Here is a 16,997-nt window from a genome sequence, read left to right as displayed (position 1 = left end):
CGCCATTCACCGGTGCGCGGCGGGACGCCATGCGTCTTGACCTGGAAGCGAGATGATCCGAATCATACGTTTCATAGACCGCATCTCCACTTTTGTCGGGCAAACCTTTGCCTGGTTGATCGTAGTCCTGACCTTGCACGTCTGCTGGGAGGTGGCCGCGCGCTACCTGTGGAACCAGCCCAGCGCCTGGGCGTTCGACATGCAGATGATGTATTACGGCATCCTGTTCATGATGGCGGGGGCCTATACCCTGGCCAAGAACGGACACGTGCGCGGAGACATCCTGTACGGCTTCCTGCCGCCGCGCGTGCAGGCGGCGCTGGACCTGATCCTGTATATCGTGTTCTTCTTCCCCGGCGTGATCGCGCTGGTGTGGGCGGGCTGGTATTACGCCGGCTACTCCATCGCCATCCGCGAGCATTCGTCGCTCATGGCCAACGGGCCGCCCATCTATCCCTTCAAGGCCTTCATCCCGATAGCCGGCGCGGTGCTGCTGGTGCAGGGCGTGGCGGAAGTGCTGCGCTGCGTGCTGTGCCTGAAGCGCGGCGCCTGGCCCTCGCGCGAGGAGGACGTTGAGGAAGTGGACGTCGACAAGCTCAAGAAGATGGTGCATGTAAAGGACGAGGACATCGCCAAGCTGGACCGCTACGTCACCACCGGGGAGCCGCGCTCATGAAGATCCACAAGGCGCTGTGGTTCGGCCTGTCGTGCATCGGCCTGGTGCTGCTGATGATCGCGTTCCTGACGCCCTGGGACCATCTGACCACGGGGCATATCGGCCTCTTGATGCTGGCGCTCATCGTGGTGGCCATCATGCTGGGCTTTCCGACGGCGTTCACACTGATGGGCATGGGAGTGTTGTTCACCTTCCTGGCGTACTACATGCAGAGTTCCGACGCGGGCCGCTCGGTCGGGCAGACGCTGGACCTGATGGTGCAGCGGACCTACGCCACGATGACCAACGACTCGTTGATTTCGATCCCGCTGTTCGTGTTCATGGGCTATCTGGTCGAACGCGCCAACCTGATCGAAAAACTGTTCCGCTCCATGCACCTGGCGCTGGCGCGTTTGCCGGGCGCGCTGGCGGTGGCCACGCTGGCGACCTGCGCGATCTTCGCCACCGCCACCGGCATCGTGGGCGCCGTGGTCACGTTGATGGGCCTGCTGGCCATGCCCGCCATGCTGAAGGCCGGCTACAGCGTGCGCCTGACCGCGGGTTCGATTACCGCTGGCGGCTGCCTGGGCATCCTGCTGCCGCCTTCCGTGATGCTGATCGTCTATGGCGCGACCACCGGCGTATCGGTGGTGCAGCTGTATGCCGGCGCGCTGTTCCCGGGCATCATGCTGGCGGTGCTGTACATGGTCTATGTGATCATCGTGGCCAAGCTGCGCCCCGACATGGCGCCGCCCCTGCCCAAGGAAGAGCGCGGCGTGCCGCTGTCCCCGGAATCCGCCGCGCTGGCGTCCGGCGGCTACACGCGCGCCGTGTCCGGCATGCTGGCGGCCCTGTTCAAGGGTCGCCGCAACAAGGACGTGCCGTTCGGCTTCCTGATGCGCAACATGGCGCTGGCGATTGCGCCGCTGGCGGTCACGGTGCTGCTGGTGGGCGTGGTCTACCAGGCGACGACGCGGCCGGCGGTCGTGTACGAGATCCCTGCCGAGTTGCAGCTGGGGTCGGGGGGATTCGATTCGGGCCTGAGCGAGCCGCCGGCAGACGATGGGCTGGCGGAGCCGCCTTCGAACGAGTTGGCCGAACCGCCTGCGAATGATCCGCCCGCGGCCGGCGGCCTGGCCGAGCCGCCTGGCACGCCCGCCGCCACGCCAGCGGCCGCGCCCGAGACCGCCGCCGCCGCGCAGGCGCCGGCATCGGCCGGCGAGAGTATCGCCGCGCCCCAGGGTTTCTGGATCTTCGCGGCCATATGCGCGGCCATCCTGGTGGCGTTCTATGCGATGCTGACCTGGGCGCGCATGGAAATCTTCAAGATGCTCATGGCCTCGTTCTTCCCGCTGGCCGTGATGATCGCGGCGGTGCTGGGCTCCATCGCCTTCGGCCTGGCCACGCCCAGCGAGGCCGCCGCCATGGGCGCCATGGGCGGCGCGCTGCTGGCCCTGGCATACCGGCGGCTGAACCTGCCGGTGCTGCGCGAATCCGTGTTCCTGACCGCCAAGACCAGCGCCATGGTGTGCTGGCTGTTCGTCGGTTCATCGATCTTCTCGGCGGCGTTCGCGCTGCTGGGAGGACAGCGCATCATCGAGGAATGGGTGCTGTCGCTGGGGCTGTCGCAGTTGCAGTTCCTGCTGCTGGCGCAGGTCATCATCTTCCTGCTCGGCTGGCCGCTGGAATGGACCGAGATCATCGTGATCTTCATGCCCATCTTCGTGCCGCTGCTCAACACCTTCGGCATCGACCCGCTGTTCTTCGGCCTGCTGGTCGCGCTGAACCTGCAGACGGCTTTCCTGTCGCCGCCAGTCGCCATGTCGGCGTTCTACCTGAAGGGCGTGTCGCCGCCGCACGTGACGCTGAACCAGATCTTCCTGGGCATGATGCCGTTCATGGGCATCCAGGTGGTGGCGATCTTCCTGCTGTACGTGTTCCCGGGCATTGGCATGTGGCTGCCGACGGTACTGTACCGGTAAGAGGCGGGGGCGGCGGTCGCGCCGCCTCCCGTTCCGCCTTGCCTCAGGCCTCTGCCTGAATGTCGCGCCGGCCCAGGCCCGCCGAATAGCGGATGAGATAGCCGTCCGGATCCTGTACCAGGAACTGCTGCACGCCCACCTCCGTGGTCCCGGCGCGATACCACTTTTCCTCGGGCTCCATGTACAGCGGCCAGCCGGCGCCGCGCAGGGCATCGACGACAGGCGTGATCGCGGGCACCTCGATCTGCAGATTGATCCCGCGCCCCAAGGGCGCTTCCAGCGGGCCGGTGATCCAGTTCCTGCCGTGGCCGTATTCCTCCAGCATGACCTGGGATCCGTGCTTGTCCAGATAGGCGAAACGGTCTTCCGGGCGGTCGTAGGCTATCGAGAACCCGCAAAGCCCGCACCAGAAATGCAGGCTCTTGCGGATGTCGGACACCAGCAGTTCGGGCACGACGCGGGCGGCGGAGAATTCGGCGGCGGGAAGGACGGGGTAGTTCATGGCGGAGGTTTGCAGGATGCGCAGGAGGGCGGGGATCAATGCCGCGGGAACCGGTCGGATCCAGCGGCAGGACGCGGCAGTGTATAGACGATGGTCTCGCGGTCGTAGTGGCGTTCGCGCGCCCGGAACGTAAACCCGAGTTTTTCCAGGACCCGTACGGAGGCTTGGTTGTCGGGCCAGACAACCGCGACGAGTTCGGAAACTTCCGTTTCGCGCCAGGCATACTCGCACAATTGCTGCGCGGCCTGGCTTGCATATCCCTTTCCCCAAGCCGCGCGCTGCAGCCGATAGGCAAGCTGGATGCTGTCCGTGCCAGCCAATGGGACCAGGCTTACCCAGCCCATTGCGACGCCGCCTACTGTGATCGCCCAGTGGCCCAGTTGGGTCGGCGGTTCCCGCAGCCATGCCAGCAGCTCCTGCCGCCGTGCCTCGTCTGCCGGTTTGATGCCGGTGCTGTAGCGCATGACCTCGGGGTCGGATTCCATGGCCAGCAGCATGGGGATGTCATCTTCCTGCATGCGGCGCAGGGTCAGGCGGGGAGGCAAGGGCATGGATTCATTCACTGGCTGCTTGGGTAGCCAGGATGATAGCCGTTCATAGCCACCAGCCCGTCTTGCGGAAATATGGTTAGGCGCCTTATTATTTCGGCATCGAGAATCACTGGGCTGGATTACTCATGCAAGACCCACAACACATGCTTGAACCCAAACACCGCGCGCTGCTCGACGTCGCCGCCAAGCGCGGCCTGCCGTCGGCCGACGGCATAGCCCTTTGCTTTCAGCTGCTGTCGCTGGCCAGCGCCATCGACCGCGACTGCGCTGCCCGGCTGGCGCCGCGCAAGTTGTCGGAGGGAAAGTTCGTGCTGCTGTTCCTGCTGCATGAGCAGGCCGACGGCATGTCGCCGCACGAGCTGGCCGATGGCGCGGGCGTCACGCGGGCCACGGTCACGGGCCTGCTGGACGGCCTGGAGCGCGATGGTTTCGTCTCGCGCCGCGCGGGCAAGGAAGACCGGCGCAAGATCATCGTGAAGCTGAGCGCCAAGGGGCGGGCCGAGGCCGCGCAGCTGTTCAAGACGCATACGGACTGGATAGATTCCCTGTTTGCGGGCTTGGGCCCGGCGGACCGGGCGCGCCTGCGCACGCTGCTGGGCAAGATCTGGCAGGGAACCGACGCGGGCCGGACCGCGGGACAGGAGAGCACGCAATGAACAAGAAAGCTGCCGCCGCGCCGACGGGCAGGGGCGTGAAGGACATCGGCGCGGAACGCCTGGCGCAGCTGAACGCGGGCGAGCCGGCACGCAATCTGACCGAATGCCTGGCCGTGGACTTTGCCGAATTGATGCAGGCAGCCGCGCCCCAGGTCGGCGCCGAAGCCATCGCAGTTCTGCGCGCGCAGGCTGCGACGGGCATCTCCAAGCGCATGGCCGTGGCGGCGCGGACGCTGCTGGACGGCCTGGGCGCGGACGCCTTCAAGCAACTGCGTGATCACCGTTCGGATACCGTCCGGGGCTGGGCCTGCTTCATGGTCGGCGCAATGCCGGACCTGAGCTTGCAGCAGCGGGTGGCGCTGATCCGGCCGCTGGCCGATGACGGGCATTTCGGCGTGCGGGAATGGGCCTGGCTGGCGGTGCGTCCACAATTGGCGGCGGAACTGGACGCCGCAGTGGAACTGCTGCGGCCCTGGACCGCGGACGCGTCCGAACGCGTACGTCGTTTTGCCAGCGAGTCGCTGCGCCCACGCGGGGTATGGTGCGCGCACATTGCGGCCCTGAAGGCTGATCCCGGCCGCGCGTTGCCGCTGCTGGAACCGCTGCGGGCCGATCCGGCCATCTACGTGCAGGACTCGGTGGCGAACTGGCTGAATGACGCCAGCAAGGACCAGCCGGACTGGGTGCGCGAAGTCTGCGCGCGCTGGTCGCGGGGCAAGCCGGCCGCGGCGACGCAACGCATCTGCCAGCGCGCGCTGCGTTCCATCGGCGCCTAGCCGCGGGTTTGGGCAGATACGCTTGCGCCCATCCGGCCGGCCAGCGATTACAACTGGCTCATGCCCCCATCCGCGATGATTTCCGTGCCCACGATGAAGGCGGATTCGGGCGAGGCCAGGTGCAGCACCGTGGAGGCGATTTCCTGCGGCGTGCCGAAACGCCCCAGCGGCACCTGGGCGCGGATGCTGGCGGCGGTCTTCTCCAGCGCCGCGGCATCCAGTCCCAGCTTGTCGTAGATCGGCGTAGCGACCGGGCCGGGACTGATGACGTTGACGCGTATATGCCGCGCGGCAGTAGCTCCGCCGACAAGGTCTTGGCCAGCGAAATCAGCGCGGCCTTGCTGGCCGCGTAGATCGATGAGGCAGGCATGCCGATGCGGGCGTTGATCGAACCATTTAGCACGATGGACGCGCCCGGGTTGAGCAGCGGGTCCAGCGCCTGCAACTGGAAAAAGGCGCCTTTGACGTTGGTCGAGAAGGTTTGGTCCCAGAGGGCCTCGGTGGCTTCGGCCAGCGGCGCAAAGCGGGCCACGCCGGCGTTGATGAAGACGGCGTCCAGACGGATGCCGGCCTGGCGCAGTTCGGCCGCCAGCGCAGCGGGGGCGCCGGGGGCGCCGGCGTCGTTGCGCAGCGCCAGCGCATGCGAACCCAGGCTGGCGCGCACCTGCTTGAGCACCGCGGCGTCGCGCCCGGTGACGACGACGCGGGCACCCTCGGCGGCGAAAGCCTGGGCGGCGGCCAGGCCGATGCCGCTGGTGCCGCCCGTGATCAGGACGGTCTTCTGTTCGAAACGGTTCATGGTGGGCTCCTTGGAAGCCGGGGGGTGTCCTGCGCGTTTGCGGCGGGCGGGTTTGCCGCTATCCACGATAGATCAATCAGGGGCCCGGCGGGCGATTCGTTATAGTCATTGCTGACCGCGATCAATCTGCGGCAATGCGGCGAAGTCCGCGCACAAAACAGTCCAAGGGACGGGCATGGAAGAGACGACACTGAACTGGGCATCGCTGGTCGATGATCTGAACAAATTGCTGCGCCTGAAGACCACGGTCATCGGCATGAAGCTCTACGAGCGCGAAGACGACATGGCCGCGGTCAAGGGCCTGCGGCGTCCGCAGGCCACGCACACCACCGACCAGATCGTGGGCATGGCCGCCCGGCTCGGTTGGACGGTAGGAATCACGGGCGACGACCTGGTCGGCGCGCAATGCCGCGCCGTGGTCGGCCTGGGGCCGCAGGATGAGGCCTGGAAGCGCGGCGAGGATTACGTGGGCGTCTGGCACGCCACCCAGGAAGATGCCCAGGCGCGCCAGGAGGCGCTGTCCTGTGTGCCGGCGGGCAAGTACCGCGGGCTGGTGGTGTCGCCGCTGGCCTCGGGCCGGCTGGACCCGCCGGACGTCTGCCTGATCTACGCCACACCGGGCCAGATGATCATCCTCATCAATGGCTTGCAATGGAAGAACTACCGGCGCTTTGACTGGAGCGTGGTGGGCGAAACGGCCTGTGCCGACTCCTGGGGCCGCGCGCTCGCCACCGGCGAGCCCAGCCTGTCCTTGCCCTGTTACGCCGAGCGCCGCTACGGCGGCGTGCCCGACGAGGAAATGCTGATGGCCTTGCCGCCGCGCTACCTGCCCATCGCAATCGAGGGCATGAAGGCGCTGTCGGCCAATGGCCTGCGCTACCCGATTCCGCCCTACGGCATCCAGAACGACGTGCGCGCCGGCATGGGCGTGAGCTATGCGCGTGCGCCAGCGTCGTCCAAGCCCTGATGGACGGCTGCGCGCAAGGCGCCCGCCAGCACGCGGGCGGCCGGTCCCAGCGGCTGGTCGATGCGGTGCGCCAGATAGGTTTCGCTGACCACCTGGCTGCCGCGCCCCAGGCTGTCGGTCGGCAGGCGCAGCAGGCGGCCTTCGGCCAGGTCGCGCTCCACCTGCCAGTAGGGCAGCCGGCCCCAGCCCACGCCCGCCAGGATCAGGGCGTGCTTGGTGTCCTGGCCGCTGACGCGGCAAGTCTGCGGCGACAGCACCGCGAAGTCCCGGCCCTGGGTCAGGGAAGAAGGGTCCATCTGCACGATCTGCACGTGGTCGGCGAGTTCGGCCGGACCCAGCGGCAGGTCGGCGGCGACGCGCTGCGCCAGCGCATGCCCGGCGCCGACCACCGCCACCATTTGCACGGACGACAGCGCCTGCATCACGATGCGCGGGTTGCGGAAATGGTCGCCTGCAACGATGGCCAGCGTATGGCTGCGCGTCAGCAGGGCTTCGATCGGGCCGCCCAGGGGCAGCACGGAAACGCGGACGGCGACGGACGGGTAGACGGCGCGCAGGGCGTTCAGGGCGGCGCCCACCTCGGCGATCGGAAACAGCGTGTCCACCGCCAGCGACAGCTCCAGCTCGACGCCTTCGCCCAGGCCCTGGGCGCGGGCGCGCATGGCATCCACGCGCAGCAGGATGTCGCGGGCGTTGACCAGCAGGGCCGCGCCTTGCGGCGTCATCACGGGCCGGTGGCCGCTGCGGTCGAACAGGGTCACGCCCAGCTGCGCTTCCATGTTGGCAATGGCGTGGCTGACGGCCGATTGCACGCGCGACAGGCGGCGCGCGGCCGCGCGGAAACTGCCGGCGTCGGCCACGGCGGCGAATACGCGCAACTGGTCCAGGGTCAGGGCGTCTATCATTCTGCCGGCTGATCTATCCAATCGATCAATTCCATCAAAAGATTATCACTTACGGGGATCGGTTTGCGCTGGCATCCTGGCTGGGTCGCAAAACAAGGGAGACAAGGATGGGCAAGGAAGGAACGCGCTGGTCGGCGGTGCTGGCCATCGTGGGGGCAGGGGTGGTTGCGGCGCTGCAAGTGGGCAAGGTCATCATTGCAGCGCCCTTGCTGCGCAAGGACATGGGGCTGGATCTGGCCTCCATCGGCGCGCTGGCCGCGGTGTTTTCGATCCTGGGCCTGGTCGGCGGCATTGCCGCGGGCGGCGTCATCAACCGCTATGGCGCGCGGCGCATGCTGCTGGCGGGCCTGGCGGCGACGGCGGTGGGCTCCGTGATGGGCGCGATGGCGTCCGCCTACAGCGTCCTGCTGGTCTCGCGGGTGGTGGAGGGGCTGGGCTTTCTGATGATTACCGTGGCTGGCCCCGCGGCCCTGCAACGCATGGTGTCGGCGTCCACCCGCGACTTCGCCTTCGCGCTGTGGAGTTGCTACATGCCGGCGGGCATGGCGATTGCGATGCTGGCCTCGCAGGCCTTCAGCGGCTGGCAGGCCTATTGGTGGTGCGCCGGCGCAGCGGTGCTGGTCGCCATGGTATGCGTGGCGGCGCTGGCGCCGGCCAACCCGGGCGGGGCCAGCCTGTCGTGGCGAGGCTTGCGGCAGGACACGGTCGATACCATGGGCGCGCCCGGTCCGCGCCTGCTGGCGCTGTCGTTCACGCTCTACAGTCTGATGTTCTTCGCGTTGTTCACCTTCCTGCCCGTGCTGCTGACCGAGCAACTGGGCCTGCCGCTGGCGACCGCCGGCCTGTACAGCGCCATCGCCAGCGCCGCCAACGTGGTCGGCAACCTGGGCGCGGGCGTGTTGCTGGCGCGCGGCTGGGGGCGTTCCACCCTGATCGCCTGCGCCAGCCTGATCATGGGCGCGGTGGCGCTGTTGATCTTTCGCTCGGTGCTGCCGGCCATGCCCACCTTCCTGCTGTGTGTGCTGTTCTCGGCGGTGGGCGGACTGATACCGGCCACGCTGCTGGGCACGGCGCCGCTGCTGGCGCCGCGGCCGGCGTTGACACCGGCTTCGGTGGGGCTGGTGATGCAGGGGAGCGGCCTGGGCCAGGTGATCGGCCCGGTGGCGGTGGGCGGCGCGATCGACCGCTACGGCTGGTCGGTGGCATCGCTGATCGTCGCGGCCGCCGGGCTGGGCGGGGTGTTTCTGGCGTGGCGCTTGCGGCGCCTCAAAGGTCCGGGGTTATAGAGCGCCCGGATCGCGCGGTGGTGTCACGAGCCAGGCATATCATGGGAACTTGTCCTGAAATGGAGCCACCATGCACACGCCTCCCCCCAGCCTGGTCATCTTCGACTGCGACGGCGTCCTGATCGATAGCGAAATCATCGCGGCGCGCGCCCAATCGCGGGCGCTGGCCGCGCATGGCATTGCCATCACGCCCGAGGACGCCGCGCGCCGCTTCGCAGGCATCCCCGATGCGGACATGTGGCAGACCTTGCAACAGGAAAACGCCCGCAGCCTGCCCGAAGGATTTGCGCGCGAATACGCGGACGGGCTCGAAGCCATCTTCCGCCAGGAGTTGCGCGCGTTGCCGGGCGCGCTGGAGACGGTTCGCATGCTGCGCGAGCGCGGCCTGCAGGTCTGCGTGGCCTCCAGCAGCACGCCGCCCAAGCTGGAGGCGGCCTTGAAGCTGGTTGGCCTGTGGGATCAGTTCGCGCCCAATGTGTTCAGCACCGCGCAGGTGGCGCACGGCAAGCCGGCGCCGGACGTGTTTCTCTTTGCCGCCCGGCAGATGCGAGCCGCAATCCTGGATTGCGTGGTGGTGGAAGACAGCGTGCCCGGCGTGCGTGCCGCTCGCGCCGCGCGCATGCGCGCCATCGGCTACGTGGGCGCTTCGCATAACGGGCCGGACCAGCGCCAGCGCTTGCTGGACGAAGGCGCATCGGACGTCATCGACGATTTGCGGCGCTTGCCGGAGTTGCTGCTGGACTAGGACGCGCGCGCCTATGCCGCGGCAGGCGAGGGCTCCGGCTTGACCCGCACCGCGCGCAGCACGCCCACCATCAGGCAGGCGATGCCGATCAGCGTCAGCGGCTGGGGCATCTGCCCGCGCAGGATGTAGGCATAGGCCAGGGCCGCCAGCGTTTCGAACACGATCAATTGCCCCGCCAGGGCGGTGGGCAGGCGCTGGCTGGCTTCGTTCCAGCACAAGGTGCCCAGCCAGGACGCGAACAGGCCGATGATCGCCATCAAGGCCAGGAAGACCTCGGGCCTGGGACCAGCCGGCATGGGAAAGTCGCTGCCGGCCGCGGCCATGCCGGCCCACAGCACAAGATAGCCCGCCAGCGCCAGCGGCAATGTCGCCACGCCCTGGGCCGTGGCCCAGGTGCGCGGGCTGCGGTCGGGATGGGCGCGGAGCCAGTCCGCGTTACGCAGCGGATACCAGGTCCAGCACGCCACTGCGCCCAGCGCCAGCAGCGCGCCGATGGCGTAGCGCGACATGTCGGCGTCGGCATCCTGGCGCAAGGCCTGCAATTCCACCTGATTGACGCAGGCGATGCCCAACGCGATCAGCGCCAGCGCGGGCGCCAGCCGCTTCCAGGGCAGCCGGCCGTCGCGCCGAGCGTTGCGCAGGTTGGCGCTGATGGCGATGACCACGGGGAGCGTACCGATAATCATGGTGGGCAGCGGCCCGCCCGCGCGCTGGATGGCGCTGGCCAGGCACAGGTAGTAGAGCAGGTTGCCGATGGCGGCGAGCTTCAGCGCCTCGATCCAGTCGGCGCGCTGCAACTGGCGCAGGCCGCGGCGATCCAGCCAGGCCAGCGGCAGGGCGATCAGGCCGAACGCCAGGTAGCGCGCCACGGATTGCAGCGCGGCAGGGTATTCCGGCAGCAGCAGGGGACCCACGAACACCAGCCCCCACATCAGGCCGGCGGCCAGGGCATAAAGGGTTCCAGCCCACATACGACGTCGCTCCAGGTCACGAATGGCGGCAGTCTAGCCAGCGGGCGGGCGGCGCGTCTTGTACCAGATTGCGGTGCGGAACTCAGGCGCGGACTTGCTTTTGGTAGCGCGCGGGCGTGACGCCGTAGCGGCGCGAGAAGGCGCGGGTCAGATGCGCCTGGTCGGTCAGTCCCGAGGCCAGCGCCACCTGGGCAGGCGATTCGCCCGCGGCCAGCCGGCGCTTGGCTTCGAACAGCCGCAGCGCCATCAGCATCTGCTGCGGCGTGGCGTGGTATTGCGCCTGGAAGCTGCGCAGGAAATGAAAAGGGCTGAGGCCGGCCACGGCCGCGAGCTCGTCCAGCGTCAGGCGGCGCGCCAGGTTGGCGCGCAGGTAATCGATGACGGGCGCAAAGCGCGGCGCGCCGGTGTCCCTGGCCGTGCGCGGCACACGCGCGTGGCGGCGAAACTCGCCCAGCAGCGCGTACAAGGCGCTGTCGAACGCCAGCGGTTCGCGCGCCTGCCATAAGGTGTCCAGCAGCGCGGTGACGCGCTGCGCGCCGGCCGCGTCATGGCCGACCGCCGTATCGAACCACCAGCCGCTTTCGCCGGTGACGCGGGCCACCACGTCCGGGTCCAGGTAGACCATGCGGTAGCGCCAGCCGCCCTCGGTTTCGGCGCGGCCGGTATGCAATTCGTCGGGGTTCATCAGCACCACCGAGCCCGAGGGCGCCAGATGCTCCGCCCCCCGGTAGCGGAAGCGCTCGACGCCGGACTCGATCGCGCCCAGCCCGTAGGCTTCGTGGGTATGTGGCTCGAAGGCGTAGCGGACGATGTGCGCGCGGTACAGCTCCACGCCGGGCAGGTGCGCCGCCTGCCGGAACTCGGCGCGGTCGCCGGGATGTTCGAACGCCTGCGGCACGCCCGGCATGACGGGCGCGGCAAGGTCGGAGAGGGCATGGTCGGCGGGGCGCATGATTGGATTTAAGCATGCCGGCAAGCGCCGCAGCGCCCCTTGGGCCGCGCGCTCAGGAACCGGACATGTCGCGCGCCCGCGCCAGCAGCAGTTCGCGTTCGCGCGCATTGCGCGTCATGCCGGCCGCGCGTTCGAACTCGGCGCGGGCCTCAGACTTGCGCCCCAGCTTGGCCAGCAGGTCCGCGCGCACGCTGGGTAGCCAGTGGTAGTTGGCCAGCGCCGGTTCCTGTGCCAAATGGTCGGCCAGGTCCAGCCCGGCCTGGGCGCCGAATGCCATGCCGACGGCGACGGCGCGGTTCAGCTCCACGACTGGCGAGGGCGCGGCCTGGGCCAACGCGTCGTACAGCGCCACGATGCGCGGCCAATCGGTTTCCTCGGGCGTGCGCGCCCGGGCGTGGCAGGCGGCCAGTTCGGCCTGCAAGGCGTAAGGGCCGCGCGGGGCTCCCAGACTGTCCGACAGCGCCAGCGCCGCCAATCCGCGGCGGATCAGCAGGGGGTCCCAACGGTTGCGGTCCTGCTCCATCAGCAGGACGGGACGGCCCTGCGCGTCGGTGCGGGCATGCAGGCGCGACGCCTGCAATTCCATCAGCGCCGCCAGTCCGTGGACCTCGCTTTCGCCCGGCGCCAGCTGGGCCAGGATGCGGCCCAGGCGCAGCGCCTCGTCGCACAGCGCGGGACGCATCCAGTCATCACCGGACGTCGCGGAATAGCCCTCATTGAAAATCAGGTAGATCACTTCCAGTACCGACGCCAGGCGCGGCGCGCGCTCCTCGGCCCGGGGGACTTCAAACGGCACGTTGGCCGCGGACAGGCTGCGCTTGGCGCGCACGATGCGCTGCGCGATGGTGGATTCCGAGGCCAGGAAAGCGCGCGCGATCTCGGCGGTGGTCAGCCCGCCCAAAAGGCGCAGGGTGAGCGCCACGCGCGCCTCGGTGGACAACAGCGGATGGCAGGCGGTGAACACCAGCCGCAGCAGGTCGTCGCCGATGTCGTCCTGGCGCGCGGCGTCCAGCGCGTCGACGAAATCGGGCTCGACGTCGGCCTGCAGGGCCTCCAGCTCGTGCCCGATCTGCTCGTGCTTGCGCGTATGCAGCGCGTCCAGCCGCAGGCGGTCGCGCGCGCGATTCTTGGCGGTAGTCATCAGCCACGCTCCCGGGTTGTCCGGCACGCCGGTTTCGGGCCAGCGTTCCAGGGCGGCGACCAAGGCATCCTGCGCCAGCTCTTCAGCCAGTCCGACGTCGCGCACCAGGCGCGCGACGCCGGCGATGACGCTGGCGGATTCGATCCGCCAGACCGCCTCGATGGCGCGATGCACGGCCTCCCGCGTCATGCGTTGGGCACTTCGCCAGGGGCCATGTACACCAGCTCCCAGACGTGGCCGTCCAGATCCTCGAAGCCATGCGCGTACATGAACCCGTGGTCCTGGGGCTGGCGCGGAGCGGTGCCGCCGGCGGCGAGGGCGCGCTTCACCTGCTCGTCCACTTCGGCGCGGCTGTCGCAGGACAGCGCGATCAGCACCTCGGTGGTCTTGGTGGCATCGGCTACCGGCTTGCCGGTGAAGGTCTGGAAAAAGTCCTTCACCAGCAGCATGACGTAGATGCTGTCGCTCACGACCATGCAGGCGCCCTGGTCGTTGGTGAACTGCGGATTGAAGCTGAAGCCCAGGCTCTTGAAGAAAGCCTGCGATTTCTGCATGTCAGCGATGGGGAGATTGACGAAGATCTGGTTGTGCATGATGTTCCCGCTTCCTTTTTAGTTTGTGTCCTGGCGCTTTTCCGCCAGGGCCTTGAGGTTGGCCAGCCCGTCTTCGAAATCCTTCCCGACCATGCTGTCCATGTTGCAAAAGAGATGCACCGGTTTGGGGGCGTGGTTCAGCCGCTCATTGGCCATTGCCGGATATCCGCCGGTAGCGTTCGACTCCCTCGCTGGGGCCGAATTCGTCCAGTTCGAAGACCTGCCGCACTTCGACGGCGCAGGACTGGCCGGGGAAGGGCTGGGGAAAGCGCAGCGCCCATTGCATGGCTTCCTCGCGCGAGCGGACCTGGATCATGGTGTAGCCGGCGATCAGCTCCTTGGTTTCGGCGAACGGGCCGTCGACCACCGTGCGCTGGTCCTTGTCGTACTGCACTCGCCAGCCCTTGGAAGAGGGGTGCAAGCCATTGGCGTCCAGCAGCACGCCGGCCTTGGCCAGCGCCTCGTGATAGGTCGCCATGGCGGCCAGCAGGCTTTCCTGGGGCATCACGCCGGCTTCGCTGTCCGGCGTGGCGCGGACGATGATCATGTATCGCATTCCTGGGACTCCTCGATTCTGACTACAAGGCCCGAGGGGGGCTTGTACTGGCACGACGAACGGCAAGACGCGGAATCGACAGAAAAATGATGAACCTAGGGTAACTACCAAGAAAGCGGGCGGACCGGCCTGATCCTGCACACCGTTACAAAGGCACAGCCCTGGTTGCAGCGCGCCTCCATACACTCGCAGCGTCCACAACTTTGAACACCAATATGAAAATCCTGTGCAGTCTTGCCTTGCTGGCTTCCTTGCTGACGGGCTGTGCCGTCTATACCCCCAGTGGCGCGGTCATCGTCGATCCTCATGACGGCGGCGGCCGTGGCGGTTTCTGTCCGCCGGGCCAGGCCAAGAAAGGAAACTGTTGAATCTTGCGGCTGGCGCGCGCGCCAGCCGCAGGTCCAGCATGGGCCGCGTGCCTACATGAAGCAGGGACCCAGTTCGCGGACCTCAACCGTGGCCCACTGGGCGGCCGGACACTCGGCCGCCAGCGCCAGCGCCTCTTCCCGGGTATCGCAGTTCAGCAGGAAGAAGCCGCCTATCATTTCCTTGGCCTCGGCATAGGGGCCGTCCACCAGGGAACGTTCGCCGTCGCGGATCCGCAGGCGCACGGCTTCCGATTCGGACTTCAGGGATTCCGCGCGCGCCAACAGGCCGCGCGAACTCAGGTCTTCCGCATAGCGCAGCATCTGCGCGTAGGCTTCGCGGCCCTCTTCGGGCGTGCGCTGGGCGCGCTGGCCCACCGGTTCGACGATGAAAAGCAGATAGGACATGGGATCTTCCAGTTCGGACTGCCGATAAGGTTCGCCAGATTACCGCTGATCGACCCATTTCGGCCACTTGGAAGAGTTCGTGCGAGTTTTGACTCGTGCTCCCGCTGGATGTAGCAAACGAGTCTGTAAGCAATTCTAACGCCGCGTGCCGCAGCGTTTTACCAAAGCTTCGAACTCGTCCGGGTGGTCCTGCACGAAATCAATTCGGGCCTCACTGTCCAGCAACGCACAATCCGCGTCACCCGGAATCGCAGGCGAAGTCGGGCGAATCAACGGCGCCCGTTGAGGATTTGGCCGGGATTGGCCCGGTTCCGAACCGATATGTTCTATTGACTCCACGATGTGTCTCAACTGATTGATGTTGGCCGCATGAGCGAGTCGTATTCGCTGAGCGATTTCGCCCTGTATCGCATGGATTACAGGGTTGCCAGAAAGCAGGCTGTCATTCGCGAGCGTTTTGTCGAACAGGTAGTCATAAACTTCTTGTAGAGGTCCAAGCCCGGCGGGATTCAAATCCCCTGACGGCTGCCGGATGATGGACAGGATTTCTGAGTTCAAATGGTCCTGTAGTTGCTGCTGTATGAACTCCTTAGGATCATTGAAAGCGTCACGGGTATTCTGGAAGGCAGAAATCAATGATCGGCCTTGTTGCTCGGCTTCGGCAAGCTTGGCTACTGTCTGCGCTGCCTGTCGGGATTTTCCCGCGGACGTTTGAGCCTGCTGGATACAAACCTGAGCCAAGGACCGCAAGCGAAGAAGTTCGCAATGATCCTCTGCCGAGGATTCGAAACATTGAGGCCAGGCAGTTACCGTGCGCCGGACAATCCCTGTCAACGCGTTGCATTCCAGCCCCGCTCCGATATTCGCCCGAGTTTGGCTCATACACTGACTTTGCTGTCTGTATATGCCACTCAACTGCACGAAAACATCATGCGAAAACTTTCTGCAAGCTGTAATGGTCGGTGGGGTTGGCATCTGCGGTAAAGGCTGAGATGGCTGTCCTTGGGCGGCAGCCAGCATGCAGAAAAGCGGTATCAATAAACATCCGTAACGCACGAATGGTATCGTCCGCGCTTTGAATCGCGACCTGCCGCATTGGATTGCCGCGCGTATCAGCGGGGCCATGTGTTGGCGCGTATATGGCATTGCATTTCCGCTGCGACTGCGCGGTTCACAATTGCGCCGATCTTGGTAATTGCGGCCGCACAAAGGGAATTGTTGCGAATGCCGTCACATTGTTTTATGGAAATTTTTCCGGATTTCAACTTGTCCAGAAATTGGTCGTCAGTTGTACCGAACGCATCTGTTGCAGCCGCGGCAGATAGTGCTTCGGCTGTCGTTCGGTCAAACTCTCTTGCCTGATCCAGTGTTGCTTGGACGGCAGCGTTGGGCGAGTACCCTTGAGTTGAAGCCGACCGCATCACCTCCATAACATCTGTCGCCAGTACCTGTGACCGGATACTATCCACCTGGGCGTTACCGGTCACCGGTATCCTGCCCGCGAGGTATTGCATGTTGCTGCGACAACGTCCGCTCGCGGAGGTAGCCTGTGCCACTCGCTCGTATCGAGTTGCAGGAGTACTTGTGTGAGGCGCTGCGGCCAACAAATAGATGTCGCGCGGATTCGCCCCGGCAGCCAGGTTCTTGATTTTTTCCCCCGACGGGCCATACAACGCGCCGCTGCGCATAACCCCGTTATCAAACTGACCCTGCAGTCGATTTCCATTCGGATAAATTATTTCGCCTGTTCCGCTTGGGCTGTCGTTGCGGAATCCTCCTTCGTATACGCGGCCGTCGAGGTAAGCATAGCGGCCGTTTCCGTCTCGTTTTCCATTGCTCATTGTCCCTTCATACGTACTCCGACTTTCAGCGTACTGCAGAGTCAGGACGCCCGAGCCTGTCGCCTTGCCAGCTTGGCAAGCGCCAGTCCAATCCACATATGTAGGCGCCGCTCCACGCATGTCCAGATCGACGATGCAACCCTGACGAGACTGAATTGGGCCTATCGGTTGCGACACCACGTTGGCCGCCGGCGCGAGCATTAGGCATAGAAGAAGAACACGGCGGTTTCCCATGAATTTTCTCCGAATGTGTGCACGACTGTTTGCGGCAAAATGGGATTTTTTCCCTAAGTCGCCCACTCGTTTCCGTGCTTCGTCGCAGTGCGCAAGTGGTTCGTGCGAAATG

19 protein-coding genes and 1 pseudogene are annotated in these 16,997 nt (G+C 66.3%); 7 read left to right on the top strand and 13 right to left on the bottom strand.

What is annotated here, in order from left to right; translation table 11 throughout:
• Positions 1-52: 52 nt before the first annotated feature.
• Both AC1RHV_RS05205 and AC1RHV_RS05200 read left to right on the top strand, forming a co-directional pair.
• Positions 53-676, top strand: coding sequence for a TRAP transporter small permease subunit (locus AC1RHV_RS05205; RefSeq protein ID WP_054456427.1), 624 nt, complete (start codon positions 53-55; stop codon positions 674-676).
• On the top strand, positions 673-2,637 hold the full coding sequence (locus tag AC1RHV_RS05200; RefSeq protein WP_175181280.1) for a TRAP transporter large permease: 1,965 nt from the start codon (positions 673-675) through the stop codon (positions 2,635-2,637). Before AC1RHV_RS05205 ends, AC1RHV_RS05200 begins: the two co-directional genes overlap by 4 nt.
• Before the next feature lie 43 nt (positions 2,638-2,680).
• On the opposite strand, the gene AC1RHV_RS05195 is transcribed toward AC1RHV_RS05200, so the two are convergent.
• Positions 2,681-3,139: a bleomycin resistance protein gene (locus tag AC1RHV_RS05195; protein WP_310532319.1), complete on the bottom strand. Its 459-nt coding sequence runs from the start codon at positions 3,137-3,139 to the stop codon at positions 2,681-2,683.
• 35 nt (positions 3,140-3,174) lie between these two features.
• Positions 3,175-3,690, bottom strand: coding sequence for a GNAT family N-acetyltransferase (locus AC1RHV_RS05190; RefSeq protein WP_492299943.1), 516 nt, complete (start codon positions 3,688-3,690; stop codon positions 3,175-3,177).
• A 125-nt stretch (positions 3,691-3,815) separates the two neighbouring features.
• Between AC1RHV_RS05190 and AC1RHV_RS05185 the strand changes: the two genes are divergently transcribed.
• A complete protein-coding gene (locus AC1RHV_RS05185; protein ID WP_225588743.1) occupies positions 3,816-4,346 on the top strand; it encodes a MarR family winged helix-turn-helix transcriptional regulator in 531 nt (176 codons plus the stop codon).
• A complete protein-coding gene (locus AC1RHV_RS05180) occupies positions 4,343-5,122 on the top strand; it encodes a HEAT repeat domain-containing protein (RefSeq protein ID WP_054456431.1) in 780 nt (259 codons plus the stop codon). The genes AC1RHV_RS05185 and AC1RHV_RS05180 overlap by 4 nt, the downstream gene beginning before the upstream one ends.
• A 47-nt stretch (positions 5,123-5,169) precedes the next feature.
• On the opposite strand, the pseudogene AC1RHV_RS05175 reads toward AC1RHV_RS05180, so the two are convergent.
• Positions 5,170-5,921: pseudogene (locus tag AC1RHV_RS05175) on the bottom strand (SDR family oxidoreductase).
• A gap of 175 nt (positions 5,922-6,096) precedes the next feature.
• On the opposite strand from AC1RHV_RS05175, the gene AC1RHV_RS05170 reads away from it, so the two are divergent.
• Positions 6,097-6,888: a DUF169 domain-containing protein gene (locus tag AC1RHV_RS05170; protein WP_054456433.1), complete on the top strand. Its 792-nt coding sequence runs from the start codon at positions 6,097-6,099 to the stop codon at positions 6,886-6,888.
• Here the strand turns inward: AC1RHV_RS05170 and AC1RHV_RS05165 are convergent.
• Positions 6,855-7,793, bottom strand: coding sequence for a LysR family transcriptional regulator (locus AC1RHV_RS05165; protein WP_492299940.1), 939 nt, complete (start codon positions 7,791-7,793; stop codon positions 6,855-6,857). The genes AC1RHV_RS05170 and AC1RHV_RS05165 overlap by 34 nt on opposite strands.
• Positions 7,794-7,900: 107 nt before the next feature.
• On the opposite strand from AC1RHV_RS05165, the gene AC1RHV_RS05160 reads away from it, so the two are divergent.
• Both AC1RHV_RS05160 and AC1RHV_RS05155 read left to right on the top strand, forming a co-directional pair.
• The gene (locus AC1RHV_RS05160) at positions 7,901-9,079 is read left to right on the top strand and encodes an MFS transporter (protein ID WP_054456435.1); all 1,179 of its coding nucleotides are present in this window, start codon (positions 7,901-7,903) and stop codon (positions 9,077-9,079) included.
• Between the two features lie 70 nt (positions 9,080-9,149).
• Entirely contained in the window at positions 9,150-9,824 is a 675-nt protein-coding gene (locus AC1RHV_RS05155) for an HAD family hydrolase (RefSeq protein ID WP_119449408.1), read from the top strand.
• Between the two features lie 11 nt (positions 9,825-9,835).
• On the opposite strand, the gene AC1RHV_RS05150 is transcribed toward AC1RHV_RS05155, so the two are convergent.
• The 9 genes from AC1RHV_RS05150 to AC1RHV_RS05110 form a co-directional block, all read right to left on the bottom strand.
• A complete protein-coding gene (locus AC1RHV_RS05150; RefSeq protein WP_175213513.1) occupies positions 9,836-10,795 on the bottom strand; it encodes a DMT family transporter in 960 nt (319 codons plus the stop codon).
• Between the two features lie 82 nt (positions 10,796-10,877).
• Positions 10,878-11,702, bottom strand: coding sequence for an AraC family transcriptional regulator (locus tag AC1RHV_RS05145; RefSeq protein ID WP_175181486.1), 825 nt, complete (start codon positions 11,700-11,702; stop codon positions 10,878-10,880).
• A gap of 97 nt (positions 11,703-11,799) precedes the next feature.
• Positions 11,800-13,077 (bottom strand): RNA polymerase sigma factor, encoded by a 1,278-nt coding sequence (locus AC1RHV_RS05140; protein ID WP_492299936.1) that lies wholly within the window; start codon positions 13,075-13,077, stop codon positions 11,800-11,802.
• Positions 13,074-13,481, bottom strand: coding sequence for a VOC family protein (locus tag AC1RHV_RS05135; protein WP_088140923.1), 408 nt, complete (start codon positions 13,479-13,481; stop codon positions 13,074-13,076). The genes AC1RHV_RS05140 and AC1RHV_RS05135 overlap by 4 nt, the downstream gene beginning before the upstream one ends.
• A gap of 18 nt (positions 13,482-13,499) precedes the next feature.
• A complete protein-coding gene (locus tag AC1RHV_RS05130; protein ID WP_492299934.1) occupies positions 13,500-13,637 on the bottom strand; it encodes a hypothetical protein in 138 nt (45 codons plus the stop codon).
• Positions 13,627-14,037, bottom strand: coding sequence for a YciI family protein (locus AC1RHV_RS05125; protein WP_054456440.1), 411 nt, complete (start codon positions 14,035-14,037; stop codon positions 13,627-13,629). The genes AC1RHV_RS05130 and AC1RHV_RS05125 overlap by 11 nt, the downstream gene beginning before the upstream one ends.
• A 419-nt stretch (positions 14,038-14,456) precedes the next feature.
• The gene (locus AC1RHV_RS05120; protein WP_119449411.1) at positions 14,457-14,810 is read right to left on the bottom strand and encodes a YciI family protein; all 354 of its coding nucleotides are present in this window, start codon (positions 14,808-14,810) and stop codon (positions 14,457-14,459) included.
• Between the two features lie 135 nt (positions 14,811-14,945).
• On the bottom strand, positions 14,946-15,692 hold the full coding sequence (locus tag AC1RHV_RS05115; protein ID WP_492299931.1) for a hypothetical protein: 747 nt from the start codon (positions 15,690-15,692) through the stop codon (positions 14,946-14,948).
• 230 nt (positions 15,693-15,922) lie between these two features.
• Positions 15,923-16,771, bottom strand: a complete 849-nt coding sequence (locus AC1RHV_RS05110; protein ID WP_492300790.1) for a hypothetical protein — start codon at positions 16,769-16,771, stop codon at positions 15,923-15,925.
• Positions 16,772-16,997: the final 226 nt, after the last annotated feature.

The organism is Achromobacter sp. GW823-FHT04E03 (assembly GCF_058796095.1).
This window is presented reverse-complemented; position numbering and strand designations above follow the sequence as displayed.